The sequence below is a fragment of the uncultured Rummeliibacillus sp. genome (genome assembly GCF_934216135.1).
Taxonomy (GTDB): Bacteria; Bacillota; Bacilli; order Bacillales_A; family Planococcaceae; genus Rummeliibacillus.
This window is the reverse complement of record NZ_CAKQBI010000014.1, coordinates 32785-59731: the sequence shown is the minus strand read 5'-3', so window position 1 is coordinate 59731 and position 26947 is coordinate 32785. Positions and strand designations below refer to the sequence as shown.

General features: G+C 36.4%; 22 protein-coding genes and 1 riboswitch. Of the genes, 21 read left to right on the top strand and 1 reads right to left on the bottom strand.

Annotation, left to right across the window (positions count from 1 at the left end):
- Positions 1–33: 33 nt before the first annotated feature.
- From Q0977_RS10845 to Q0977_RS10800, 10 genes are all read left to right on the top strand, one after another.
- Positions 34–2421 (top strand): 3-hydroxyacyl-CoA dehydrogenase/enoyl-CoA hydratase family protein, encoded by a 2388-nt coding sequence (locus Q0977_RS10845; RefSeq protein ID WP_299513637.1) that lies wholly within the window; start codon positions 34–36, stop codon positions 2419–2421.
- Between the two features lie 29 nt (positions 2422–2450).
- Entirely contained in the window at positions 2451–3623 is a 1173-nt protein-coding gene (locus Q0977_RS10840; protein WP_119416347.1) for an acetyl-CoA C-acetyltransferase, read from the top strand.
- A gap of 57 nt (positions 3624–3680) precedes the next feature.
- Entirely contained in the window at positions 3681–5465 is a 1785-nt protein-coding gene (locus tag Q0977_RS10835; protein ID WP_124217942.1) for an acyl-CoA dehydrogenase family protein, read from the top strand.
- A gap of 140 nt (positions 5466–5605) precedes the next feature.
- Positions 5606–5962 (top strand): arsenate reductase family protein, encoded by a 357-nt coding sequence (locus Q0977_RS10830; RefSeq protein ID WP_119416349.1) that lies wholly within the window; start codon positions 5606–5608, stop codon positions 5960–5962.
- Between the two features lie 77 nt (positions 5963–6039).
- Complete coding sequence (gene gcvH, locus Q0977_RS10825) at positions 6040–6420, top strand: glycine cleavage system protein GcvH (RefSeq protein ID WP_119416350.1); 381 nt, start codon at positions 6040–6042, stop codon at positions 6418–6420.
- A gap of 123 nt (positions 6421–6543) precedes the next feature.
- Positions 6544–6885 carry a hypothetical protein gene (locus Q0977_RS10820; protein WP_119416351.1) on the top strand — a complete coding sequence of 114 codons (342 nt, stop codon included), beginning with the start codon at positions 6544–6546 and terminating at the stop codon, positions 6883–6885.
- A gap of 12 nt (positions 6886–6897) precedes the next feature.
- Positions 6898–7206 (top strand): thioredoxin family protein, encoded by a 309-nt coding sequence (locus Q0977_RS10815; RefSeq protein ID WP_119416352.1) that lies wholly within the window; start codon positions 6898–6900, stop codon positions 7204–7206.
- 57 nt (positions 7207–7263) lie between these two features.
- Positions 7264–7367: riboswitch (SAM riboswitch) on the top strand.
- 124 nt (positions 7368–7491) lie between these two features.
- On the top strand, positions 7492–8517 hold the full coding sequence (locus tag Q0977_RS10810) for a methionine ABC transporter ATP-binding protein (protein ID WP_299513629.1): 1026 nt from the start codon (positions 7492–7494) through the stop codon (positions 8515–8517).
- Entirely contained in the window at positions 8510–9178 is a 669-nt protein-coding gene (locus Q0977_RS10805) for a methionine ABC transporter permease (protein WP_119416354.1), read from the top strand. The genes Q0977_RS10810 and Q0977_RS10805 overlap by 8 nt, the downstream gene beginning before the upstream one ends.
- A 53-nt stretch (positions 9179–9231) precedes the next feature.
- Complete coding sequence (locus tag Q0977_RS10800; RefSeq protein WP_119416355.1) at positions 9232–10062, top strand: MetQ/NlpA family ABC transporter substrate-binding protein; 831 nt, start codon at positions 9232–9234, stop codon at positions 10060–10062.
- A 122-nt stretch (positions 10063–10184) separates the two neighbouring features.
- Here Q0977_RS10800 and Q0977_RS10795 read toward each other — a convergent pair whose 3' ends face one another.
- Positions 10185–11087: a LysR family transcriptional regulator gene (locus tag Q0977_RS10795; RefSeq protein WP_119416356.1), complete on the bottom strand. Its 903-nt coding sequence runs from the start codon at positions 11085–11087 to the stop codon at positions 10185–10187.
- A 123-nt stretch (positions 11088–11210) separates the two neighbouring features.
- Here Q0977_RS10795 and gltB point away from each other — a divergent pair, with 123 nt between their 5' ends.
- From gltB to Q0977_RS10740, 11 genes are all read left to right on the top strand, one after another.
- Positions 11211–15731 (top strand): glutamate synthase large subunit, encoded by a 4521-nt coding sequence (gene gltB / locus Q0977_RS10790; RefSeq protein ID WP_299513624.1) that lies wholly within the window; start codon positions 11211–11213, stop codon positions 15729–15731.
- 13 nt (positions 15732–15744) lie between these two features.
- Complete coding sequence (locus tag Q0977_RS10785; RefSeq protein ID WP_299513621.1) at positions 15745–17226, top strand: glutamate synthase subunit beta; 1482 nt, start codon at positions 15745–15747, stop codon at positions 17224–17226.
- Positions 17227–17730: 504 nt separating this feature from the next.
- Entirely contained in the window at positions 17731–18522 is a 792-nt protein-coding gene (sufC, locus tag Q0977_RS10780; protein ID WP_299513711.1) for a Fe-S cluster assembly ATPase SufC, read from the top strand.
- Positions 18523–18540: 18 nt separating this feature from the next.
- Entirely contained in the window at positions 18541–19848 is a 1308-nt protein-coding gene (gene sufD / locus Q0977_RS10775; protein WP_119416360.1) for a Fe-S cluster assembly protein SufD, read from the top strand.
- A complete protein-coding gene (locus tag Q0977_RS10770; RefSeq protein ID WP_119416361.1) occupies positions 19848–21080 on the top strand; it encodes a cysteine desulfurase in 1233 nt (410 codons plus the stop codon). Before sufD ends, Q0977_RS10770 begins: the two co-directional genes overlap by 1 nt.
- On the top strand, positions 21067–21504 hold the full coding sequence (gene sufU, locus Q0977_RS10765) for a Fe-S cluster assembly sulfur transfer protein SufU (RefSeq protein WP_199670748.1): 438 nt from the start codon (positions 21067–21069) through the stop codon (positions 21502–21504). Before Q0977_RS10770 ends, sufU begins: the two co-directional genes overlap by 14 nt.
- Positions 21505–21536: 32 nt before the next feature.
- Entirely contained in the window at positions 21537–22934 is a 1398-nt protein-coding gene (gene sufB / locus Q0977_RS10760) for a Fe-S cluster assembly protein SufB (RefSeq protein ID WP_119416362.1), read from the top strand.
- A gap of 360 nt (positions 22935–23294) precedes the next feature.
- The gene (locus tag Q0977_RS10755; RefSeq protein WP_119416363.1) at positions 23295–23666 is read left to right on the top strand and encodes a VOC family protein; all 372 of its coding nucleotides are present in this window, start codon (positions 23295–23297) and stop codon (positions 23664–23666) included.
- A gap of 204 nt (positions 23667–23870) precedes the next feature.
- The gene (locus tag Q0977_RS10750; protein WP_299513607.1) at positions 23871–24719 is read left to right on the top strand and encodes a DUF72 domain-containing protein; all 849 of its coding nucleotides are present in this window, start codon (positions 23871–23873) and stop codon (positions 24717–24719) included.
- A gap of 2 nt (positions 24720–24721) precedes the next feature.
- Entirely contained in the window at positions 24722–25546 is an 825-nt protein-coding gene (locus Q0977_RS10745) for a sulfite exporter TauE/SafE family protein (protein ID WP_119416365.1), read from the top strand.
- A gap of 18 nt (positions 25547–25564) precedes the next feature.
- Complete coding sequence (locus Q0977_RS10740; protein ID WP_299513602.1) at positions 25565–26923, top strand: bifunctional UDP-sugar hydrolase/5'-nucleotidase; 1359 nt, start codon at positions 25565–25567, stop codon at positions 26921–26923.
- Positions 26924–26947: the final 24 nt, after the last annotated feature.

Genomic DNA, 26947 nt, shown 5'->3' with positions numbered 1-26947 from the left:
ATTCATTCAAACAGGGAAAGGGAGGATTTGCTCATGGCTTATCACATTAGAAAAGCAGCTGTTATTGGTTCAGGAGTAATGGGTTCTGGCATCGCCGCTCATTTAGCAAATATCGGAATTCCAACTTTATTGTTAGATATTGTTCCTAGAGAGCTAACACAGGAAGAGGAAACAAAGGGGTTAACTTTAGAAGCTCCTAGTGTGAGAAATCGTTTTGCCGCTGGCGCAGTACAAAAGTTATTAAAGCAAAAACCAGCACCATTAACGACGAAAAAAAGTTTAAATCTTATATCAATCGGTAACTTAGAAGACGATTTAGAAAAGTTAAAAGAAGTTGACTGGATCATAGAAGTGGTTGTAGAAAATTTAGATATTAAGAAAAGTTTATATGAAAAAATTGACGCAGTACGTAAGCAAGGTTCGATTGTTAGTTCTAATACTTCAGGTATTAGTATTAATGCCATGGCTGAAGGGCGTTCAGAAGATTTTAAAGAGCATTTCTTAGGTACACATTTCTTTAATCCACCACGCTATTTAAAACTGTTGGAAGTAATTCCGGCTCAAGATACATTACCTGAAGTGGTTGAATTTATGCAAAAATTTGGGGAAAACCGCTTAGGCAAAGGGGTAGTGCTTGCAAAAGATACTCCAAACTTTGTTGGAAATCGTATAGGCACATACGGTTTACTCATTACATTGCAAGTTATGAAAGAAAAAGGATATTCAGTGGGTGAAGTTGATTCTGTAACGGGGCCACTTATTGGACGTCCAAAATCGGCAACTCTTCGAACTCTTGATGTAGTTGGTTTAGATACGTTTGTTCATGTAGCTAAAAACGTTTATGACCATACAACTGGAGAGGAACAAAAAGTATTTGAGGTTCCAGATTATCTACAAAAGATGGTCGATAATGGATGGCTAGGTGCAAAATCAGGTCAAGGGTTCTTCCTGAAAAAAGGAAAAGAAATTACTGAGTTAAACCTAGAAACTTTCGAATATGAGCCATTAAAAAAATTAAAAACGCCATCTATTGAAATAGCTAAACAACAAAAAGGTCTTGCAGCTAAAGTGAAAACGTTAACATACGCAAAAGACCGTACAGGTGAACTTCTTTGGAGTATATTCGCACCAACCTTAATCTATTCTGCACAGTTGTTGGGTGAGATTGCAGATGATATTGTCGCAATTGATAATGCGATGAAATGGGGTTTTGGATGGGCACAAGGTCCATTTGAAATTTGGGATGCTATTGGTGTAAAAGAATCTGTAGAAAAAATGCAAGCGGAAGGATATGAAATCCCTGCATTTACAAAAGCATTATTGGATCATGGGTACTCAACGTTTTATTCAGAAGTGGATGGTGAGTTAGCTTACTTTGATGGAACAGAATATAAACCAGTTCCATTCAACGAAAAGGCAGTTGACCTAAAACGATATAAGAAAAAACATGGGGTACTAAAAAGTAATTCAAGTGCTAGTTTAATAGACTTTGGTGATCAAGTTCTATTATTAGAGTTCCATTCAAAATCTAATGCCCTAGGTCTAGATATTATGCAAATCCTAAACTATGGTTTAGATTTACTTGAAACTTCTGATTACAAAGGTATGGTGATTGGAAACCAAGGGAAAAACTTCTCAGTTGGTGCTAATTTAGCAATGATTCTAATGGAAGCACAAGATGATAATATTTTTGAGTTAGATCATATCGTCAATACATTCCAACAAGGAACATTACGTATTAAATACTCTGATAAACCAATTGTAACTGCTCCTTTTGCGATGACACTTGGTGGTGGTGCAGAAGTTTGCTTACCTTCAGCACATATTCAAGCTTCGATGGAAACTTATTTAGGTTTAGTGGAAGTAGGAGTTGGACTAATCCCTGGTGGAGGCGGAAATAAAGAACTCTATATGAAACATTTAAAAGGCCTTCCTACAGGAGTTGAAGTTGACCTACAAACTGTTGCCAACAAAGTTTTTGAATCGATTGCAATGGCAAAAGTTTCAACGTCTGGGGAAGAAGCAAGAGAGAATAATTTCTTAGACTTCGCAGATGGAGTTAGTGTAAACCCTGACCATCAGTTATATGATGCAAAACAAGCAGTATTAGCATTATCAGCTGCTGGTTATAAACCACCAGTACGAGAAAAAGTTCCAGTAGTAGGTGAGCCAGGTTATGCAACATTGTTACTTGGTGCTCAAAACTTATTACAATCAGGATATATAAGCGAACATGATTTACACATTGCTAAAAAATTGGCATATGTCATTGCAGGTGGAAATGTTCCATACGGTACGTTAGTTGATGAACAGTATCTTTTAAATCTTGAAAGAGAAGCGTTCATTAGTCTTGTACAACATCCAAAATCACAAGCGAGAATGCAACACATGCTCATGAAAGGAAAACCGCTACGCAACTAATGGTTGTGTAGCGAAAGGGGGAAAATCATATGCGTGAAGCTGTAATCGTAGCAGGTGCTAGAACACCAGTGGGAAGAGCCAAAAAAGGTTCCTTAGCAACTGTGAGACCTGATGATTTAGGTGCATTAGTTGTGAAAGAAACATTAAAAAGATCAGGATATGAAGGGCCAATAGATGATTTAATCTTAGGTTGTGCAATGCCAGAAGCAGAACAAGGTATGAATGTTGCGCGTAATATCGGTGCATTAGCTGGTTTACCAGATACAACGCCGGCTATTACTGTCAATCGTTTTTGTTCATCAGGGTTACAATCGATTGCTTATGCAGCAGAGAGAGTAATGCTTGGACACTCAACAGCTATTATTGCTGGCGGTATTGAATCGATGAGTATGGTACCGATGATGGGAAATGTGATTCGTCCAAATGCGAAGCTTGCAGAAGAAGCTCCTCAATATTACATGAGTATGGGGCATACAGCGGAAGAAGTTGCTAAGAAATATGAAGTAAGTCGTGAAGAACAAGATGCTTTTGCTGTAAGATCCCATGAACGTGCTGCTAAAGCAATCGCTGAAGGGAAATTTGTAGATGAAATCGTTCCTGTGGAAGTTGAAAAACATTATGTTGATGAAAACAACAAACCACAAGTGAAAAAATTCACTTTTGCTATGGATGAGGGTGTTCGAGTTGGTACATCAACGGAAACACTGGCAAAATTACGTCCAGCCTTCGCTGTAAAAGGTAGTGTAACGGCAGGAAACGCTTCACAAACTTCAGATGGTGCAGGTGCAGTACTAGTAATGGACCGTGAAGAAGCTGAAAAGCAAGGCCTTCAACCAATGGCGAAATTCCTAGGTTTTGCAGTAGGTGGAGTACCTCCAGAAGTGATGGGGATTGGACCAATTGTAGCTGTTCCAAAAGCATTGAAAATCGCTGGATTATCAATTGAAGATATTGATCTATGGGAGATTAATGAGGCATTTGCTTCGCAATCTATTCAAGTAGTTCGTGAATTAGGTATAGATTTAGAAAAAGTAAACGTCAATGGTGGTGCAATTGCTTTAGGACATCCATTAGGTGCAACTGGTACCATCTTAACGTTAAAACTAATCCATGAGTTAAAACGTCAAGGCAAAAAATATGGTGTTGTAACAATGTGCATCGGTGGCGGTATGGGTGCTGCTGGCGTATTTGAGATTCTTTAAGAAGTATTATTCGTAAGTATTAGATGAAAAACCTATCAAACAAAGGGGAGAATTGATATGACAGAAAATACTTTAAAACTTATTAAAGGCGGTAGCTTTTTAACGGAAGATATTGACGCTGGACGCGTATTTACACCAGAGGATTTTACTGATGAGCAAAAAATGATTGCAAAAACAACTGAAGATTATGTACAAACTGAAGTATTACCAGTTGTCGATAATTTAGAAAATCATGAATTTGAACACTCTGTTCGACTATTGAAAAAAGCTGGTGAGCTTGGCTTACTAGCAGCTGATGTACCAGCAGAATATGATGGTCTTGGCTTAGATAAAATTTCTTCAGCATTAATAACTGAAAAAATGGCTTTAGCAGGGGGCTTTTCTATTACACATGGTGCGCATGTTGGCATTGGTTCATTACCAATCGTATTATTTGGTAATGACGATCAAAAGCAAAAGTACCTACCAAAACTAGCATCTGGCGAACTAATTGCAGCTTATGCTTTAACAGAGCCTAGTTCAGGGTCTGACGCATTAGGTGCTAAAACAACTGCAAAGCTAAATGCAGAAGGAACACACTATATTCTAAATGGTGAGAAACAATGGATTACAAACTCAGGTTTCGCAGATGTATTTGTAGTCTATGCGAAAATTGATGGCGATAAGTTTTCAGCATTTATCGTAGAACGTGGTTTCCCAGGTGTATCAACTGGTGCTGAAGAAAAGAAAATGGGTATTAAATCTTCTTCTACACGTACATTAATTTTAGAAGATGTGCCTGTACCTGTTGAAAACTTATTAGGTGAAGTAGGTCGCGGTCATGTCATCGCATTTAATATTCTTAACATCGGTCGTTATAAATTGGGTGTTGGGGCAATCGGGGCTTCAAAACGAGCACTTGAATTAGCAATTTCTTATTCAAATCAACGCCAACAATTTAATACACCTATTTCATCTTTCAACCTAACTAAAGAAAAACTATCTACAATGGCTGCTAAATTGTATGCATCTGAATCTTTAATCTATCGTACAGTTGGATATTTCGAAGATCGTATGAGTCAACTAAGTGAAGAAGAAAAGAATGATGGTAAAGCTGTTGCAGCTTCAATAGCAGAATATGCAATTGAATGCTCTATCAACAAAGTATTCGGCTCTGAAACACTTGACTATATCGCAGACGAAGCAGTTCAATTACATGGCGGATATGGCTATATGCAGGAATATGAAGTTGAGCGTATCTATCGTGATTCACGTATCAACCGTATTTTCGAAGGAACAAACGAAATTAACCGTCTAATTGTACCAGGAACTTTCGTGAAAAAGGCGATGAAAGGTGAGCTACCACTTCTTCAACAAGCACAAAGCCTACAATCTGAATTGCTATCAATGTTCCCTGAAGAAATCGGTGACGAACCATTAGCGCAAGAAAAACACTTAGTGAAGATGGCAAAGAAAATTGCATTATTAGCAGCAGGAACAGCAGTTCAACGTTTCGGTACAAAACTAGAGCAAGAACAAGAGATTTTAGTGAATATTGCTAATATCGCTAACCAATTATTCGCGATGGAATCAGTTGTTCTTCGTACTGAAAAAGCACTTGCTCGTGACGGATTCGATAAAGCTGCACAAAAAGTTTTATACACAGAAATTTTCGTTCAAGAAGCATTTGCTGAAATTGAAAAAGAAGCAAAAGAAACAATTATTGGTTCTGTAGAAGGTGACAATGCTCGCATGTTACTATCTGCTCTACGTAAACTTACACGATTCACTCCATATAATTTGATTGCTAAAAAACGTCAAGCTTCTGTAAAACTAATTGCTGCAGAGAAATATACAGTATAGTATTTGAAGAATTTGTATAACGTAGAGAAATCCGGTCATCCTAATAGAGTGATCGGATTTCTTTCTTGAATAAGAAAGTCATCATACAATACAATGAAGAGAAGGGATGTAGTTATAAAACATATAAAAGGAGCATTCTTATGACGATCAGATTAATTCAATACCCAAAATGTACAACATGTAAAAAAGCACAAGCTTGGTTAAAGGAAAATGGAATCGAGTTTGAATTACAACATATAGTTGAACAAACACCTACAAAAGAAGAATTAACAAATTTTTTGAAAATGAGTGGCCTGCCATTGAAAAAATTCTTTAATACTTCTGGGATGAAATATCGCGAACTACAATTAAAAGATCGCTTAAAGGAAATGTCTGAAGATGAGCAACTTGAATTGTTAGCATCAGATGGAATGCTCATTAAAAGACCGATTGTTACCGATGGTCAAAGAATCACATTAGGTTTTAAAATTGATGACTTTGAAAAGACATGGAAATAGTTATACATTTGCTTGTTTTTAAATACGGAATATGTCAAAATTGAAGTGAATTTAAATACATATTTGGAGGGTTAATGATGAGCATACCAACAGATTTACGTTATACAGAAGAACATGAATGGGTAAAAGCAGAAGATGGAAAAGTACGCATCGGAATTACAGAGTTCGCACAATCAGAACTAGGTGATATCGTATTCGTTGAACTTCCACAAGTAGGTGACGATCTAGTAGCAGATGAACCATTTGGTAGTGTTGAATCTGTAAAAACTGTATCTGAACTTTATGCACCTATTTCAGGTAAAGTTGTAGAAATTAATGAAGAACTAGAAGATAGCCCAGAATTTGTTAACGAATCTCCATATGAAAAAGCATGGATGGTTGTGATTGAACCTTCTGACGTATCACAAATTGAAGAATTACTTACACCAGAAAAATACCAAGAACTAATCGAAGAATAATCTTGCCAATAAAAGCGCCACACTTTTTGTGTTGGCGCTTTTACGTACATCAAGCAGTTCACACTATTAAGTTAAGGTTTTTACTGCACTCAATGCGGGATAAAACTGTAAGGAGGAATTAGCTTGTCTGATAAAGTGCTTATTGTAGAAGGTAGGCAGGATAAATTGCAAATTCACCCCATATTAGCAGAAGATATTCCAATTCTATGTACGAATGGAACGATTAGTGCGAGTAATTTAGAAGAACTTATCTATCCCTATGAAGAATATGATTTATATGCTTTTTTTGACGAAGATTATTCAGGCGATTGCCTTCGTGCTTTGATGAAGAGAGAATATCCTGAGACGTATTTTTTACGAACCCTTTCTTTATATAAACAAGTGGAAGTAACGCCAAGAAAATATTTAGCTAGAATATTATTGGCTGCTGATTTTAAAGTAAATCCAGCTTATCTTATAGAATAGGAATGACAAGTTATGCAAGAATGGTCAATTGAAGAATGGGAGAATATGAAGGAAAGTAAAGAACAATGTACTTTCTATTTATACACTTCAATGTGTGGAACGTGCCAAGTAGCTTCTAAAATGATGGAGATTATGGAAGCAACCTTTCCAGACATTCCAATGGGAAAGGCTAATATCAATTATGTGGAACAATTAGCCATAGACTATAAAATTGAAAGTGTCCCATGTTTGCTAATTACTGAAAATGGAAAAGTAAGAGATAAAATCTATGCATTTCAATCTGTTTCATACTTATTTGAAAAAATTCAGAAAAAAGATTGACGATGTTAACATAGAGTGGTAAAGTAACAAACATAAATTAAATAATTATTTACGTTACTCTTATTTAGAGAGGTGGAGGGAAGTGCCCTATGAAGCCCGGCAACCGTCACAATGTGACACGGTGCCAATTCACGCAAAGTGAGAACTTTGGAAGATGAGAGAACGGTTTTCGTATATTACGTGGACCCTTCTGTTAATCTTACAGAGGGGTCTTTTATATTATAAGCGAAAGAGGCTGTTCAGACCCGAGCGGTAATGACGTAAATATAAAAGGTGGTTTTGAGTATGATTCAACTAGAAAATGTCGTAAAAAAATACAAAACCGCTAATGGATCTCTAACTGCAGTTAATGATGTTAACCTATCAATAAATGATGGCGAGATTTTTGGCATTATCGGTTATAGTGGTGCTGGTAAAAGCACAATGATCCGTTTACTCAATGGCTTAGAAAAGCCTACATCAGGTAAAGTCACAGTAAATGGACAGAATATTTCATCGATTAAAGGGAAAGAACTTCGAAATGCACGCCATAAAATAAGTATGATTTTCCAACACTTCAACTTATTATGGTCGAGAACAGTCGAAGAGAATATAGCATTTCCATTAGAGATTGCTGGTATTAGTAAAGCAGAACGTCAGAAACGTGTACTTGAACTAGTAGAGTTAGTCGGCTTGAAAGGAAGAGAAAAAGCATATCCTTCCCAACTATCAGGTGGACAAAAGCAACGTGTAGGTATTGCTAGAGCGCTAGCAAATAATCCAGAAGTGTTACTTTGTGATGAAGCAACCTCAGCCCTTGACCCAGAAACAACGGATGCAATCTTAGATTTACTTGTAAGTATCAATGAAAAACTTGGACTAACAATTGTTTTAATCACACATGAGATGCATGTCATCCGAAAAATTTGTCATCGTGTAGCAGTGATGGAAGCTGGGAAAGTTGTTGAGCAAGGAAATGTTCTAGAAGTTTTCCAATCTCCAAAAGCAGCTGTAACAAAGAAATTCGTTTCTCAAGTTACTGAAACAGCTGGGCACAAAGAGTCCATTTCACAAATGTTGGATGATTACCCGAATGATCAGTTGATAAAGTTATTCTTTGTTGGTTCTAAAACTGAGCAACCTGTAATCTCTTATTTGATACGAGAGTTTGGTGTCGATGTGAATATTGTGCATGGCAATATATCTCCGACAAAGAGTGGTCCATATGGTACGTTAATCGTCCGAATTGTTGGAAATGATAGCGACGTATCAAATGCGATTCAATATTTAGATGAACAAGGTATTAAAACGGAGGTGATCAAGAATGCTTAATGATCTCTTTCCGAATGTCGATTGGGAAATCATGTGGGAAGCTACAAGAGAAACCATTTACATGACGGCTGTTTCAACAGTTCTTACATTCATAATTGGTTTAGTTCTTGGGATTCTGTTATTCCTTACAAGTCCAACACAACTTTGGGCGAACAAAGTTGTCAACTTACTAACGGGCTCTGTTGTGAATATTTTCCGATCAATTCCATTTATCATTTTAGTTATTCTTTTAATTCCATTTACAAACTTTTTACTAGGAACAATTCGTGGAGCTAATGCAGCGTTACCAGCTTTAATCATAGGAGCTGCGCCATTCTATGCTCGAATGGTTTTGATCGCTTTACGTGAAATTGATAAAGGTGTAATTGAAGCGGCACGTTCTATGGGAGCTAAAACTTGGACGATCATTTATAAAGTTTTAATCCCAGAGTCATTACCAGCTTTAATATCAGGTATTACCGTAACAGCAGTAGCATTAGTTGGTTACACTGCAATGGCAGGTGTAATCGGTGCTGGTGGTTTAGGAAACTTAGCGTTTATGGATGGCTTCCAACGAAGTCGTAACGATGTAACATTTGTCGCAACTGTATTAGTGTTAGTGATTGTATTTATCATTCAATTTATAGGTGATTTTATTACATCCAAAACAGATAAACGATAGTTTGGTGTATACGTATTAACGTTCACATATTTGAAAAGAAAAGGGGAAAAAACATGAAGAAACTTGTAGCAGGAATTCTAACAGCATCATTAGCGTTAAGCTTAGCAGCTTGCGGATCAGACGAAAAAGCATCATCTGGTGATTCAAAAGAAACAAAATTAGTAGTAGGTGCTTCTAATGTACCTCACGCAGAAATTTTAGAAAAGGCAAAACCAATTCTTGAAAAAGAAGGCGTAGAATTAGATATTCAAAAATATCAAGATTATGTATTGCCTAATAAGGATTTAGATTCCGGCGATTTAGATGCGAACTATTTCCAACACATTCCATACCTAGAACAACAAATCAAAGATAATGGTTACGACTTTGTAAACGCTGGTGGTATTCATATCGAACCAATCGGTATTTACTCTAAAAAATATAAAAAACTAGATCAACTTCCAAAAGGAGCGACAATTTTAATCAGTAACTCTGTAGCTGACCAAGGTCGTATTCTAACATTACTAGAAGCTAAAGGCTTAATCACATTAAAAGAAGGCATAGATAAAGCTTCAGCAGAAATCAAAGATATTGCGAAAAATCCAAAAAAATTAAAAATCGATGCAAAAACTGCTCCTGAAATGTTAGTGCAAATGTATAAAAACGAAGAAGGAGATGCAGTAGTTATCAATTCTAACTTTGCAATCGATGCAGGTTTAACACCAACAAAAGATGCAATTGCTCTTGAAGACAAAGATTCACCATATGTAAACGTTATTGCAGTGAAGAAAGAAAACAAAGACAATAAAGCTGTGAAAAAATTAGTGGATGTCCTACATTCAAAAGAAATTCAAGACTTCATCAATGAAGAATGGAAAGGTTCAGTAGTTCCTGTATCTGAATAATAAAGATGAAAAAAGACGTTAGAGCGAATTTCGTTCTAGCGTCTTTTTGTGTATATTGAAATAGTTTTCGATATTTAACTCCAAAATATAAAATTATCAATCTTATAATCTATTCTGAGAAATTATTTAAACTGCGTCAATCTAGAGAAGAAGTTACTTACAAAGTCTAAGAAAATTTGTTCCGAAGGTGCTAGCTCGCGGTTTATAGGATAAATAACACCGACATTACGTGTAAATGGAGGTTCCACCAATGCTAGTTTTTTTGTTCGACGAGGGGTAGCGTCATAGAACGCACTTTCAGGTAATAGGGTAACTCCGATACCTGCTGCTACTAATCCTTTTAATGCATCCATATCTTCACCTTCAGAACTAATCTTTGGTGTAAATCCAACTGATTTACATGCTTCTACCGCTACTTTGTTTAATATAAATCCTTCTGGAAATAATGCAAATCCTTCATTACGTAATTCTGTTAATTGGATCTGATCTTTTTTGGCTAGACGATGTGATGAAGGGACAAGTGCTGCGATATTTTCTGTAAACAGGATTTTTTGATCGATACTGTCATCCTTACCGGGGACAGGTCCTAAAAAGGCTAAATTCAGTTCACGTTCCTTTACAGCTTTAATAAGATATTTGTAAGAACCTTGTCTTAAATGAAACGAAACATTTGGATGTTCTTTTTTGAATGCAGAAATAACTGTTGGTAGAAGAAAGCTTGCTAGACTTGTTGGAAATCCAATTTTAATCGTTCCTTCTTCAGGGTTTAAATACTCATCAACCTGTCTTTTTGCAAAATCGATTGCTTGAAGAGCTGCAACTGTATGTTCAAGGAATGTTCTTCCAATTGGTGTAAGTTTTACGTTACGCCCTACACGTTCAAATAATTCAATACCCAACTCTTCTTCTAAATTGGCAATTTGACGGCTAACAGCTGATTGTGCGACATGTAAAACTTCTGCGGCTTCAGAGATATGTTCCCTTTCTGCAACTGCTACAAAATACCTCAGTTGTCTTAATTCCATATCATGTCATCTCCTACTTATCTATTTTTTAGATTAATCCTATCCAAATTATATATTGTTTATATGAATTTGAAAAACTAAAATATACTTAAGACCCGTTATATATATAAAGGAGGGAATCGTATGACATTTCACCAAATTCCAACAGCGCAAGGTTTATACTCTCCACAATTTGAGCATGATGCATGTGGTATTGGTCTTTACGCACAATTGCAAGGCAAGCCAACACATGACATTGTTTTGAAAGGCTTAGAAATGTTATGTAGATTAGATCATAGAGCCGGTCGCGGTAGTGATGGGAAAACAGGAGATGGATCAGGATTGATGGTCCAAATTCCAGATGCCTTCTTCCGCGAAGTTTGTATAGATTGGACATTACCTGCTGTAGGAAATTATGGAGTAGGAATGTTATTTTTTGATAAAGACAGTCAAGCGCAACAGGAAATCGAAAATAGATTAAATAATTTCATCGAAGCAGAAGGTCAAGAATTGATTGGTTGGCGTACAGTACCTACTAATCCAGAACCACTAAGTGAGATTGCTAAAAAAACAGCCCCGGTTGTTCGACAAGTGTTTATCAAAGCGAAAGACGTAAATGATTCTTTAGCTTTTGAAAGAAAATTATATTTGATTCGTAAACAAACAGAATTATGGGCTCGAAATAATGGCAAAGATTTTTACTGTGCAAGCATGTCAAGCAGAACAATGGTATTTAAAGGCTTGTTAGCACCTGAAGAAGTAGTAGAATTTTACCTAGACCTACAAGATGAACATTTCACATCAGCTTTTTCGATGGTTCATTCACGTTATAGTACGAATACATTTCCTTCTTGGGAACGCGCGCATCCAAACCGTTACATTATCCACAATGGTGAGATTAACACCCTACGAGGTAATATTAACTGGATGAAAGCGCGTGAGCAACAGTTTATCTCCGAGGCATTTGGGGAAGACCTCGATAAAGTGTTGCCGATTGTAGACCAAAACGGTAGTGACTCATCAATGCTAGATAATGCATTTGAATTTTTTGTTTTAGCGGGACGTACTCCTGCACAAACGGCGATCATGATGATTCCAGAACCTTGGTCAGAAAATCCGCATATCTCAGCTGAAAAGAAAGCTTTTTATAAATATCAAAGCTGTTTAATGGAACCTTGGGATGGACCAACAGCTATTTGTTTCACAGATGGAAAACAAATTGGCGCGATATTAGATCGTAATGGTTTACGACCTGCACGCTATTATGTCACAAAGGATGATTATATTATCTTCTCATCAGAAGTTGGTGTAGTTGATATTGAAGAGGAGAATATTGTTTATAAAGAACGACTAAGTCCGGGGAAAATGTTGCTTGTAGATTTAGAACAGGGACGGATTATTTCAGATGATGAGTTAAAATCTGAAGTTGCAAAGGCAAAACCATATGCTAAATGGTTAGAAGAAAACTTAGCAGTGGTGAAGCCAACAGAAGAAAAACCAGAAAAGATAGACGATCTTTTGTTTAGACAAAAAGTTTTTGGTTATACACATGAAGACGTACAGAAGTATATTGTACCGATGGTGGCAGGAGGAAAAGACCCGCTTGGTTCAATGGGGAATGATGCACCACTAGCAGTCTTATCTGATAAACCACAATCGTTATTTAATTATTTTAAACAATTATTTGCACAAGTTACTAACCCACCAATTGATTCCATTCGTGAGCATATCGTGACTTCGACGATGACTATTCTTGGTGCAGAAGGCGACTTATTACATCCAACTGCAGAAAATTGTCATCGACTCTATTTAGAAACACCTGTGTTGACGAATAGTCAATTCGTAGAGTTGCAAACACAGGACCAATTTGATATGGCTGTTATCGATCTTTCAATGTCAGAAGATTTAGAAAGAGATTTAGCGAGATTAGCAAAAGAAGCTGATGAAGCAATTGCAAATGGCGTTCAGTTGCTTGTTTTATCAGACAAAGCTCTAAATGTTGAAACACCAATGATTCCAATTTTACTTGCGGCTAGTAGCGTTCACCAACATCTTGTAAAAACAGGTCAACGTACAAAAGTAAGTATCATTGTTGAAACTGGTGAAACAAGAGAAGTCCACCATTTCGCTACATTAATCGGTTACGGTGTAGATGCTATATATCCATATCTAGCATTTGCTACTTTAGCAAAAGCAATTGAAGATGGGCATATCAATTATAGTTATGAAGAGGCAATTAGACGTTATGCAAAGGCAGCTTCAGAAGGTGTCGTAAAAGTAATGTCGAAGGTGGGAATTTCAACAGTCCAAAGTTATCGTGGAGCACAAATCTTCGAAGCTGTTGGTATTAGTAAAGAAGTAATTGAAAAATACTTCACTGGAACAGTATCAAAATTGGGTGGTATCGATTTACCGACAATTGCAAAAGAAGCATTGAAAAAACATCAAGAGGCAGTTCAATCGATTGATCGTGTATTACCAGCGGGTAGTGATTTCCAATGGAGAAGTTCGGGTGAACATCATGCCTTCAATCCAAAAACTATCCACACGTTGCAACAAGCAACTCGTAAAGGCGATTTTGGATTGTTCCATCAGTTCTCCGAAATGGCAAATGAAGAACAAATTGGTTTCTTAAGAAATTTATTATCGTTCAAAAAATCAGAATATAAAATATCTTTAGACGAAGTAGAGTCAGCTGAATCTATCGTAAAACGTTTTAAAACAGGGGCTATGTCTTACGGTTCAATTAGCCAAGAAGCGCATGAAACATTAGCAATCGCTATGAATCGAATTGGCGGTAAAAGTAATAGTGGTGAAGGTGGAGAACACCCAAGTCGCTATGTTTTAGATGAAAATGGAGATAACCGTAGAAGTTCGATTAAGCAAATTGCTTCTGGACGTTTTGGTGTTAAAAGTCACTATTTAGTAAATGCTTCTGAGTTACAAATAAAGATGGCTCAAGGTGCAAAACCTGGTGAAGGTGGTCAATTACCAGGCAATAAGGTTTACCCGTGGGTAGCGGATGTTCGTGGATCAACAACTGGTGTCGGACTTATTTCACCACCTCCACATCATGATATTTACTCAATTGAAGATATGGCGGAGTTAATACATGATTTGAAAAACGCTAACCGTGATGCGCGAATTAGTGTAAAACTTGTAGCGAAATCAGGGGTAGGTACTATTGCAGCTGGTGTAGCAAAAGGTGCAGCTGATGTAATCGTCATCAGTGGTTATGATGGAGGTACAGGAGCTTCACCAAAAACAAGTATTAAACACACAGGTCTTCCTTGGGAATTGGGATTGTCAGAAGCACATCAAACATTGATGTTAAATAGACTTCGAGATCGTGTAACACTTGAGACGGATGGTAAGTTAATGACTGGGAAAGACGTTGTAATGGCAGCGCTCTTAGGTGCAGAGGAATTTGGTTTTGCGACAGCACCTTTAATCGTACTTGGATGTGTCATGATGCGTGCTTGTCATTTAGATACGTGTCCAGTTGGTATTGCTACACAAAACCCTGAATTACGTAAAAAATTCATGGGAACAGCTGAGCATGTTGTGAATTTCATGATGTTTGTAGCAGAAGAAGTTCGAGAATATATGGCAATGCTTGGTTTCAGAACTTTTGATGAAATGGTTGGCCGCACAGATGTTTTAGAAGTAAGTGACCGCGCAAAAAATCACTGGAAAGCAGGTCAACTAGATTTAGAAGCAATCCTTCACCAAGTGGAAGGGCCAAGAACAAAAAAAGTTCAACAAAATCATAAATTAGATGAGTCACTTGATCTAAGAGAAATTTTAGATAAAGTCAAAGATTCTATTATAGAAGAAAAAGCGATTTCGTTGCATTATCCTATTAAAAATACCGACCGAGTAGTCGGCACAATCGTAGGTAGTGAAATTTCAAAACGTTATGGAGCGAGGGGTCTTGCGGACGATACGATAACATTAAACTTTACTGGATCAGCGGGGCAAAGCTTTGGTGCGTTTATACCAAAAGGTATGCTAATGCACGTTGAGGGCGATGCAAATGATTACTTCGGTAAAGGGTTGTCCGGGGGGAAAGTAGTTGTTAGCTCACCAGTACGAGGACAAGCAGAAACGAATGTTATTGCAGGAAACGTTTGTTTATATGGTGCAACAAGCGGAGAAGCATATATTAATGGTCGAGCAGGAGAACGATTCGCAGTACGTAATAGTGGCGCTAATGTAGTTGTTGAAGGTATTGGTGATCATGGTTGTGAATATATGACTGGTGGTCGTGTAGTAATCTTGGGCGATGTTGGTAAAAACTTCGGTGCAGGTATGTCTGGTGGTATTGCTTATGTATTACCACAGGATATCCAAGAATTTAAAACGAAATGTAACCAAGAAATGATTGGCTTTGAAGGTGTTCATTCAAAAGAAGATGAGGCCATTCTCCATCAACTATTAGAACAACATGTTCACTATACGGAAAGTACTAAAGCAAAACAGATATTAACAAACTGGTCAGACTATGTAGGGCGTTTTGTGAAAGTTGTTCCGACAGATTATAAAAAAATGTTAGATCGCATTGACGAATTTGAAGCTCAAGGTTTATCAGAAGAACAAGCAACGATGAAAGCATTTTTAGCAAATTCAATTAAAAAAAAGGATTTAGTGCTTTCCAATAAATAAGGAGGTGTTCTAGTTGGGGAAGAAAACAGGATTTATGGAATATAGTCGAGAAAAAGGGAAAGAACAGCCACCACTAGAGCGTATAAAAAATTGGAAAGAATATGCTTCACGGCTAACAGACGAAGCACTTCAAATCCAAGGTGCACGTTGTATGGATTGTGGTACACCGTTTTGTCATATGGGAATGGAAATCCGTGGCTCTGCTGCGGGTTGCCCAATTCATAATGTAATTCCTGAATGGAATGATTTAGTTTATCACGGGAAATGGAAAGAAGCTCTTGATCGCTTACTATTAACAAATAATTTCCCGGAATTTACAGGTAGAGTTTGTCCTGCTCCTTGTGAGGGATCTTGTACACTAGCTATTTCAGATCCTGCAGTTGCAATTAAAAGTATCGAACGCGCAATTATTGATAAAGGATTTGAAAATGGTTGGATTACACCTCGTATTCCTGTACATCGAACTGGCAAAAAGGTCGCTGTTGTTGGATCGGGTCCTGCAGGCTTAGCAGCTGCAGACCAACTAAATCAGCTAGGTCATTCTGTAACAGTATATGAAAGATCTGACCGTGCAGGCGGCTTACTTACTTACGGTATTCCGAACATGAAGTTAGACAAAGATGTTGTAGAAAGACGTGTACAATTACTTTCAGACGAAGGTGTTCACTTTATCTTAAACACAGAAATTGGAAAAGACGTAACTGCAGATGAACTTAAAAAAGAATTTGATGCTGTAATTCTTTGTACCGGAGCAACAAAACAAAGACATTTACGCATTGAAGGTAGCGATTCTGAAGGTGTTGTCTTGGCGATGGATTATTTAACTTCTACTACAAAAAGCTTACTAGATTCAAATTTTGAGGATGGTCAATATTTAGACATGAAAGGCAAGAATGTCATCGTTATTGGTGGTGGTGATACAGGTGCTGACTGTGTCGCAACAGCCATTCGCCAAAATTGTAAGTCAGTCTATCAATTTGGTAAACATCCACAGTTGCCAGAACATCGTGCAGTTGATAATCCTTGGCCAACTAATCCACAAGTGTATAAATTGGATTATGCCTATGCTGAAGCAGATGCAAAGTATGGTAGAGATCCTCGCGAATATTGTATTCAAACAAAGAAAATCGTTGCAGATAGCAATGGTCATATAAAAGAATTGCATACTATTCAAATGGAAAAAGTGATTAGTGATGAAGGGTATGTATATTTTAACGAACTTCCAGGGACTGAAAAAGTTTGGCCAGCAGACTATGTGTTTGTTGCAATAGGCTTTGAAGGTACCGATAGTGGTGTCGCTGAACAATTTGGTGTGAAAGTGACAAACAATCGTATTACCGCAAAAGTAACGAACTATGCTACAAATGTAGAAGGTATATTTGCAGCGGGTGATGCAAGACGTGGTCAAAGTTTAGTTGTATGGGCTATCAATGAAGGAAGAAATGTAGCAGAAAGTGTTAACTCATTTCTTCGCACCCAAGCAATAGCACAATAATAATTTCATTAAAATTAAGAAGAAAAGCTAACTCCGGTTTAAAATGTTGCCTTTAAGGAACATTTTAAATGAAGGGAGTTAGCTTTTTTAGTGATTTAATCTTGAAAAGATAATTTGTATCAACGGAAAAGTATCTTATATAAGGTGAGAAAATGTATTTCGTGATAGTAATTTAGCTATATACATTCGCTATATTTAAATGGATATATCAAAAGCCATGTTGTAGAAAAAGGTTATAAATCTACTGAGAATTTATGTTATTACGGTGTGCGTAGTGAAATCCATTCTCAATTAAAAACTGTTTATTGAAAATCAGTCTATTTTCAATAGACAGCTGGAATTGCTTGTCTAATAGGTTTCAGAATAGATATATACCAACCTTCTTAGATTAAATTGAGAAACATTTTCAAATGATTTGCAAAGCACTTTTTTTTAGGCTAAAATTAGAATGATATTAAATTAGAAATGCATTATACATTTCATTCATTGAGATTATATGGAGGTATTAGAATGTCAACATTAGTCATTAAAGATCTTCACGTCGCTATCGATGGTAAAGAGATTTTAAAGGGTGTTAACTTATCACTCAATACAAACGAAATTCATGCAATCATGGGGCCAAATGGTACAGGTAAATCTACTTTAGCTTCTGCTATTATGGGTCACCCAAAATATGAGGTTACTTCAGGTTCTATCACTTTAGATGGTGAAAATGTTCTTGAAATGGAAGTAGACGAACGTGCAAAAGCTGGTCTATTCCTAGCAATGCAATATCCATCAGAAATTTCAGGTGTTACAAATGCTGATTTCTTACGTTCAGCTATTAATGCACGTCGCGGTGAAGGTAACGAAGTTTCACTTATGAAATTCATCCGTGAATTAGATGAAAAAATGGACTTCTTAGAAATGCCTGAAGAAATGGGACAACGTTATTTAAACGAAGGTTTCTCTGGCGGTGAAAAGAAACGTAACGAAATTCTTCAATTAATGATGATTAAACCTAAATTTGCAATCCTAGATGAAATCGACTCTGGTCTTGATATCGATGCTCTAAAAGTCGTATCAAAAGGTATCAACGCTATGCGCGGTGAAGGTTTTGGTTGCGTAATGATCACTCACTATCAACGTTTACTTAACTATATTACTCCTGATCATATTCATATTATGATGCAAGGTAAAGTAGTTCGTTCTGGTGGTGCTGAATTAGCAGAAAAACTTGAAGCAGAAGGTTATGACTGGATCAAAAAAGAATTAGGTATCGAAGACGAAGAAGAAACAACAGGACAAGAAGCATAATAGGGAGGGCGAGCAAACATGACGGTTGAAACAAAATTATCAGTAACCGCTCAAGATGTACGCTCTTTCTCTGAAGCTAACAATGAACCTAGCTGGTTGACTGAGCTTCGTGAACGTGCATTAGCGGATGTAGAAACACTGCCAATGGTAAAACCAGATAAAACAAATGTTGAAAAATGGAACTTTACAGAATTTCCTACACATACAGTTGAAAGTACAACATATGCTAGTCTTGAAGAACTTCCAGAAGAAGTAAAGGCAATTGTTGATGCTGAAGGTCAACAAAATGTTTATATTCAACACAATAATACACCAGCTTATTTAAAAGTTTCTGAAGAATTAGCTTCAAAAGGTGTTATTTTAACAGATATTTTAACAGCAGCTCGCGAACATGGCGATCTAGTTCAAAAATATTTTATGACTGAAGGCGTAAAAATAGACCAACATAAGCTAACAGCTTTACATGCAGCTTTAGTAAATGGCGGTGTATTTGTATATGTTCCTAAAGATGTTATCGTAGAAGAACCTATCCAAGCTGTATTCCTTCATGATAATGCGGATGCATCATTATACAACCATGTATTAGTTGTGGCTGAAGCAAATAGTTCTATTACTTACGTAGAAAATTATCTTTCTACAGTAGAAGAAGCTAAAGGACAAGCAAATATTATTTCAGAAGTAATCGTAAATGATAATGCTTCTGTTACTTATGGTGCTGTTGATGTTCTTGCTAAAGGCTTTACTACTTATGTGAATCGTCGTGCTATTCTACATCGTGATGCAAAAGTGGATTGGGCTTTAGGCTTAATGAATGATAGTGATACAATTTCAGAAAATGTTACGTACCTAAAAGGTGACGGTTCATATGCTGATACTAAATCTGTAGTTGTCGGTCGTGGAGATCAAAGCCAAAACTTTACTACTGAAGTTAGACACTGGGGTAAAGCTTCAAATGGTTATATCCTAATTCATGGTGTTATGAAAGATTCTTCACGTGGTATTTTCAATGGTATTGGTAAAATTGAACACGGTGCTACTAAAGCTGATGCAGAACAAGAATCACGTGTCCTTATGTTAAACAAAGACGCACGTGGGGATGCAAACCCAATTCTATTAATCGATGAAGATGATGTAACAGCAGGTCACGCTGCTTCTGTAGGTCGCGTAGATCCCGTACAACTATATTATTTAATGAGTCGTGGGATTTCTAAAGCAGAAGCTGAACGTTTAGTAATCCACGGATTCCTTGCACCAGTTGTTAATAAGCTCCCTATTGACGGAGTAAAAAAACAACTGACGGAGGTTATTGAAAGGAAAGTTCGCTAATGATAAAAACTAATATTCGAGGCTATTTTCCAATTTTAGATCAAGAAGTCAATGGACACCCTCTAGTTTATCTAGATAGTGCAGCTACTACACAAAAACCTATTCAGGTTTTGGAAGCTGTAAAACATTACTACGAATTCGAAAATTCTAATGTTCACCGTGGCGTGCATACATTAGGAAATCGTGCAACAGATGCTTATGAAGGTGCACGTGAAAAAGTTCGTAAGTTTATCAATGCAAATTCAACTGAAGAAATTATTTTTACAAAAGGTACTACAAACTCATTGAATATGGTTGCTTTAAGTTACGGCCGTGCAAATGTTGGTGAAGGCGATGAAATCGTCATCACTTATATGGAACACCATTCAAACCTGATTCCATGGCAACAATTAGCGAAAGAAAAAAATGCAACTTTAAAATATATTGATATGAATCCAGATGGTACATTGTCAATGGACAAAGTCAAAGAGGCTATTACAGATCGTACAAAGATCGTCGCTATTGCATATGCATCAAATGTTCTTGGTACTCTTAACCCAGTAAAAGAAATTGCAGCAGTAGCACATGCACATGGTGCAGTGATGGTCGTTGATGGCGCACAAGGTGTACCACATTTTAAAACAGATGTTCAAGATTTAGATTGTGACTTCTTAGCATTTTCTGGTCATAAGATGTGCGGGCCAACAGGTATTGGTGTATTATATGGTAAAAAAGAGCACCTGGAAGCCATGAACCCAATCGATTTTGGTGGGGAAATGATTAGTATTGTTGGTTTGTATGAGTCAACTTGGGCTGACCTTCCATGGAAATTTGAAGGTGGTACCCCTAATATAGCTGGAGCTATTGGTTTAGGTGCTGCAATCGATTTCTTAGAAGAAATAGGTATGGACAACATCATTGAACACGAACAAAGATTAACTCGTTATGCAATTGAGCAACTTAGCGCAATCGAAGGAGTTTCTATCTATGGTCCACAAGATGCAGCAAAACGTTCTGGTCTTGTTACATTTAACTTAGATGGCGTACATCCACATGATGTTGCAACAGTACTTGATATGGAAGGTATTGCTGTTCGTGCAGGACACCACTGTGCTCAACCATTGATGAAATGGCTTGAATGTTCAGCAACAGCTCGTGCAAGCTTCTATATTTACAATACAGAAGCTGACATTGACCGACTTGTTGAAGGGTTGCGTAATGCGAAGGAGTATTTTGCTGATGTCAATGAATAAACTAGATCAACTATATCGTTCTGTTATTATGGATCATTATAAAAAACCTCGTAACAAAGGTGTAATTGATGATTCTAATGTATCAATCGATATGAATAACCCAACTTGTGGAGATCGCATACACTTATCTATAAAAGTAGAAGATGGTATTGTCGTAGATGCTAAATTTGAAGGAGAAGGTTGTTCAATTTCAATGTCTTCTGCTTCAATGATGACACAAGCGATTAAAGGTAAAACTACTGAAGAAGCTGTTAAATTAGCACAAGTCTTCTCAGAAATGATGTTAGGCCATGATCACGATGATTCACTAGACCTTGGTGATGTTGAAGCGTTATCTGGTGTATCACAATTCCCTGCACGTATTAAATGTGCAACACTTTCTTGGAAAGCTATGGAAAAGGGCATAAAAGAAGCGAACTTATAAAATAGATGAAATTACAGAACGGAGGAGAAAAAATGGCTAAAAAAATGCCTGAAATTGGCGATTACGAGTACGGCTTCCATGATAAAGACGTATCCATTTTCCGTACAGAACGTGGGCTAACTCCTGAAATCGTTAAAGAAATCTCTAAAATGAAAAATGAGCCACAATGGATGTTAGATTTCCGTCTAAAATCATTGGATGTGTTCTATTCAAAACCAATGCCACAATGGGGTGGCGATTTATCTGCACTAAACTTCGATGAAATTACGTACTATGTAAAACCATCTGAAGCTACTCAAAAATCTTGGGATGAAGTACCAGCAGAAATCAAAGCAACTTTCGATAAACTTGGTATTCCAGAAGCAGAACAAAAATACCTTGCAGGTGTATCTGCACAATATGAATCAGAAGTTGTTTACCACAATATGAAAGAAGAACTTGAAAGTATGGGTGTTATCTTCAAAGATACTGACTCAGCTCTTCGTGAAAACGAAGATATCTTCAAAGAATACTTTGGTAAAGCAATCCCACCTAACGATAACAAATTTGCAGCTCTAAACTCAGCTGTTTGGTCTGGTGGATCATTCATCTATGTACCAAAAGGCGTTGTTCTTGAAACACCGCTACAAGCTTACTTCCGTATTAACTCTGAAAATATGGGACAATTTGAACGTACTTTAATTATTGTTGATGAAGGTGCAAGTGTACATTATGTAGAAGGATGTACTGCACCAGTTTACACAACAAGCTCTCTTCATAGTGCTGTTGTAGAAATCTTCATCAAAAAAGATGCTTATTGCCGTTATACAACAATCCAAAACTGGGCAAACAACGTTTATAACTTAGTTACAAAACGTGCTACATGTGAAGAACATGCTACAATGGAATGGATTGATGGTAACATTGGTTCTAAACTTACGATGAAATATCCAGCTTGTATCTTAAAAGGTGAAGGCGCTCGTGGTATGACATTATCAATTGCTATCGCAGGTCGTGGTCAAAACCAAGATACAGGTGCCAAAATGATTCACTTAGCACCAAATACATCTTCAACTATTGTTTCTAAATCAATTTCAAAACATGGTGGTAACGTAACATACCGTGGTCAAGTGAAATTTGGTAAAAAGGCAACAAATGCACGTGCAAATGTTGAATGTGATACATTAATCATGGATAACCAATCTACTTCTGATACAATTCCATATAACGAAGTCATGAATGACCAAATTGCTCTAGAGCATGAAGCAAAAGTTTCTAAAGTGTCTGAAGAACAATTATTCTACTTGATGAGCCGTGGTGTTTCTGAACAAGAAGCAACAGAAATGATCGTTATGGGCTTCATCGAACCATTCACAAAAGAACTTCCAATGGAATACGCAGTAGAAATGAACCGTCTGATCAAATTCGAGATGGAAGGTTCAATCGGCTAATCCTTTAGTGTATAAGGTGTTTTAAAAGGAATTGAAATAATTCCCTGCACACGAAAATCGAATTTAGTATTAAATATGGGTAGAAATCATCTCATTCAATATGATTGAATGAGGTGATTTCTACTCTTTTTTATAAATTTTTGATCTAATTATGAGAAAAGTTACAGTAAAGTCAGAAGTAAAGTCATATCGTTCAAACCCTACTAAAAATAAGGATAACTCGTGTCTGCTGATTATAAGTTTTTTCATAAAAAATTGTATATTTAGCAAGAAAAACGTGATATGATGTAATAGTTGAAAAATGTTCTGATTATTCAGAACTAGATAACAAACTCTTTATAATGGGGTGTAGTATTTTTTATGCATTTACTTTCATCTGTAAGTGTACTACTCGTGTCTGATATTGAATTAGCAAGACTTTTTTATCAAACTGTATTAAGTTGTCATGAGGTCGATGGAATTCTTTTTCGCAGAGATTGTGGACTAGCTATAAAGTTAGTACAAGCTGAAAAAATAGAGGATGTAAAACCAAATCGAAATCTGTGGAATGTGTTTAGTTATGTCGAAGATGAAGAAAGATTAGATAAATTGTTTCATGAAGCAAAAGCTCATGGCGCTCTTTTTGCCTATTATCCAAAAATAAGAGAAATAGGGGACGAAAAACTAAAAGAGTTTGCTATTCGTGATTTAGATGGTTATTTAATTGGATTTGGGCTAGCGATTGAAAGATAAATATGTTGGAGAGATATACACAGCAATGTTAAATTTGCGGTTATATCTCTTTTTGTTTATCTCATAATCTGCATTATTATAAAAAATATTTAACAAGATGAAAGAAGAGCATTGTTACAATTAATATAATTTCAATGGATTTAATATGGTTTCTGATTGATGCTATGATATGATGAATATACTTAACCAATAGGAGGGAGACCTATGATACACATCGGATTAACTGGATGGGGCGATCATCCAAGTCTATATCGTTCTTTATCAAAAGATAAGTTATTTGATTATAGCGGTCATTTTCCAATAGTAGAATTAGATACTTCTTTCTATTCCATTCCTTCTATTGCAAATGTACAAAAATGGATTGCTGAAACGCCTAATCACTTTCAGTTTGTGGTGAAAGCCTATCAAGGAATGACCGGACATTTACGAGATGATAATCCCTATGGAACGGTAGATGAGATGTTTAATGTTTTTAAAGAATCTATACATAAATTCCAAGAAACCGGAAAATTGGCACTTGTACTTGTGCAATTTCCACCATGGTTTGATTGTCAACAAAAGAATGTTCAGTATATACGTTATATTAAACAGCAACTTAACGATTTCCCTATAGCTATAGAATTCCGAAATCGCACTTGGTATAGTGAGAAATTTATGGATGGAACATTGAGCTTTTTAAGGGGTCAGCAGCTCTTTCATACAGTTTGTGATGAGCCACAAGCTGGAGAAGGGTCAGTACCTTTAGTGCCGGTTGTGACAGGTGACAAGGTGTTACTTCGAATACATGGACGAAATGTACACGGATGGCGAAATCCAGGTAATAACGAACAATGGAGAAAAGTTCGATTTTTATATGATTATACAAACGAAGAACTAATATATTTAAAAGAAGTTGTAGAAAAATTGCAACAGCCTGCAAAAGAAGTGTATGTATTATTTAATAATAATTCAGGTCATCACGCAGCTTCAAACGCAAAGACATTACAGAAAATGCTTGGTGTTGAGTATCACAATCTATCCCCAAAACAATTAGATTTATTTGAAGGAGAGTAGTAATGGTATATATTTTACTAGCTGTAATAGGTGTGTGTTCAGGAATAATTGGTGCACTTGTTGGGCTTGGTGGTGGAGCCATTCTTGTACCGGCTACGTTATATATTGGTACTACACTTGGAATGATTCCTGATTTAACACCACAAAAAGTTGTAGGCCTATCTGTTATTATGATGATCGCGACAGGATTAGCTTCTACACTGTCGTATATGAAATCAAAATTGGTGGATTATAAGAGTGGGTTGATATTCTTTATAGGGAGTGCGCCAGGTACAATTTTAGGTGCCTATATTAATAAGGGAATAGATTTGCCTTCTTTTAACTTATACTTTGGTATATTACTTATTATTTTAGCAATCATACTACTTATTCGTGACTATCTAAAACCAATTGATTGGTTTGTAAACCGTGGAATGAAACAAACATTCTCGGATTTAAAAGACGATAAAGAGTATGTGTATGGGTATCCAATTTGGTTTGCTATACTATTAACATTTCTAATTGGGATGGCATCAGGCCTATTTGGTATCGGTGGTGGATCGATGATTGTACCAGCAATGATTATTTTGTTTGCATTTCCACCACATGTTGCAGTGGCAACGTCTATGTTCATGGTGTTTTTATCATCCATTATTAACTCAGCAAGTCATATTTACCTGGGACATGTACCTTGGTTATATACACTTCCAGTAGTGCCAGGTGCTTATATTGGAGCCAAGTTGGGTGCTGCTGTGAATAAAAAAATAAATTCAAATACATTAGTATTTGCTTTACGAATAATATTATTGTTACTTGGAATACGCTCTATTTATGAGGGATTGTTCTAAGCATAGAGAGGTGTCACCATGTTAGAAACGATTCATTTATATCATACGAATGATGTTCATAGCCATTTTGGATATTGGCCACGTATTCAAAAGTTACTAACGGATCGAAAAAAATGGCATAACGAAATGGAAGATAGTTGTTATATTTTTGATATCGGAGATTTTATTGACCGATCACATATTTATACAGAGGCAACTCTAGGAAAAGGAAATATTGAGCTATTAAATGATGGGCTATATGATGCAGTGACGATTGGAAATAATGAAGGAATTACATTGTCAAAAGCTGATTTAAACAAATTGTATGATGATGCAAAATTTGATGTGATAGTAGGTAATTTAAAAACGGAAAATAAAGTGCCGAAGTGGGCGAAACCGTTTAAAATCTTTAAGACTGCACAGGGGACAAAAATTGGTGTTATTGCTGCAACTGCAGAATTCCGAACTTATTATGAGCCATTAGGATGGACAATTGAAGACCCATTACCTGTATTGCAGGATATTGTAAATGAAATACACCCTTTAATCGATATCTTACTTTGTATGTCTCATTTAGGTATTCAAATGGATGAACAATTAGCTATACAATGTCCGCAAATAGATGTGATTTTCGGTTCTCATACTCATCATGTATTGCATGAAGGTAAAATAGTTGGAAATACATTATTAACAGGTGGAGGCAAATTTGGCTTTTTTGTAGGGCATACAGAAATTCAATTTGACGATGAATTGGATAAAATTGTTCAGAAAAAGACAGAGTTATATAGAACGTCAGATTTACCACCAGTTAAGGATGAGGAACAATTTGATCAATCGTTAATACAAAAAGGAAAGGAACTCTTAAATTATCCGGTATTTGAGGCAGATCATTATTTAAATAAAGAATGGTATCATCACTCAACATTATCTCGCTTTTTTGCCAAGGAATTATTACAATTTTCAAAAGCAGATTGTGCGATGTTCAATGCCGGAATATTTTTAAGGGATATTCCCAAAGGGACAGTTACAGCCTTTGACATCCATCAATGTCTACCTCATCCCATCAATGCTTGTGTCATTGAAATGACAGGTGAAAAACTTAAAGAAGTTTTAGAGCTTGCACAGAAATCATTAGATTGGCCAAGAACAGAGTTAAAAGGATTGGGCTTTAGAGGGGTAATTCTTGGCAAAATTTTGACATATGGATTTTCGCTTAATTCTGATGGAGAACTATTGGTAAATGGAAAGAAAACAAGTGATACTAACGTTTATAAGTTAGTGACGTTAGATATGTTTACTTTCGGTTATTTCTTCCCAGAGTTAAAAAAATTACCAAAAACCTACTTGTTACCAGAATTTCTACGTGATATTCTGATGTCATATAGAAATAAATCATAGTTGTTTTAATATACTGATTTTTGA

Excerpts from the sequence above, each read along its gene's own strand:
- Q0977_RS10795 (WP_119416356.1), bottom strand. The coding sequence starts at position 11,087 with ATGGAATTAAGACAACTGAGGTATTTTGTAGCAGTTGCAGAAAGGGAA.
- sufU (WP_199670748.1), top strand. The coding sequence starts at position 21,067 with ATGTCAATGAATAAACTAGATCAACTATATCGTTCTGTTATTATGGAT.
- Q0977_RS10840 (WP_119416347.1), top strand. The coding sequence starts at position 2,451 with ATGCGTGAAGCTGTAATCGTAGCAGGTGCTAGAACACCAGTGGGAAGA.
- Q0977_RS10755 (WP_119416363.1), top strand. The coding sequence starts at position 23,295 with ATGCATTTACTTTCATCTGTAAGTGTACTACTCGTGTCTGATATTGAA.
- gcvH (WP_119416350.1), top strand. The coding sequence starts at position 6,040 with ATGAGCATACCAACAGATTTACGTTATACAGAAGAACATGAATGGGTA.
- Q0977_RS10810 (WP_299513629.1), top strand. The coding sequence starts at position 7,492 with ATGATTCAACTAGAAAATGTCGTAAAAAAATACAAAACCGCTAATGGA.
- sufD (WP_119416360.1), top strand. The coding sequence starts at position 18,541 with ATGACGGTTGAAACAAAATTATCAGTAACCGCTCAAGATGTACGCTCT.
- Q0977_RS10845 (WP_299513637.1), top strand. The coding sequence starts at position 34 with ATGGCTTATCACATTAGAAAAGCAGCTGTTATTGGTTCAGGAGTAATG.
- gltB (WP_299513624.1), top strand. The coding sequence starts at position 11,211 with ATGACATTTCACCAAATTCCAACAGCGCAAGGTTTATACTCTCCACAA.
- Q0977_RS10835 (WP_124217942.1), top strand. The coding sequence starts at position 3,681 with ATGACAGAAAATACTTTAAAACTTATTAAAGGCGGTAGCTTTTTAACG.
- Q0977_RS10750 (WP_299513607.1), top strand. The coding sequence starts at position 23,871 with ATGATACACATCGGATTAACTGGATGGGGCGATCATCCAAGTCTATAT.
- Q0977_RS10770 (WP_119416361.1), top strand. The coding sequence starts at position 19,848 with ATGATAAAAACTAATATTCGAGGCTATTTTCCAATTTTAGATCAAGAA.
- Q0977_RS10745 (WP_119416365.1), top strand. The coding sequence starts at position 24,722 with ATGGTATATATTTTACTAGCTGTAATAGGTGTGTGTTCAGGAATAATT.
- Q0977_RS10805 (WP_119416354.1), top strand. The coding sequence starts at position 8,510 with ATGCTTAATGATCTCTTTCCGAATGTCGATTGGGAAATCATGTGGGAA.
- sufB (WP_119416362.1), top strand. The coding sequence starts at position 21,537 with ATGGCTAAAAAAATGCCTGAAATTGGCGATTACGAGTACGGCTTCCAT.
- Q0977_RS10800 (WP_119416355.1), top strand. The coding sequence starts at position 9,232 with ATGAAGAAACTTGTAGCAGGAATTCTAACAGCATCATTAGCGTTAAGC.
- Q0977_RS10830 (WP_119416349.1), top strand. The coding sequence starts at position 5,606 with ATGACGATCAGATTAATTCAATACCCAAAATGTACAACATGTAAAAAA.
- Q0977_RS10815 (WP_119416352.1), top strand. The coding sequence starts at position 6,898 with ATGCAAGAATGGTCAATTGAAGAATGGGAGAATATGAAGGAAAGTAAA.
- Q0977_RS10740 (WP_299513602.1), top strand. The coding sequence starts at position 25,565 with ATGTTAGAAACGATTCATTTATATCATACGAATGATGTTCATAGCCAT.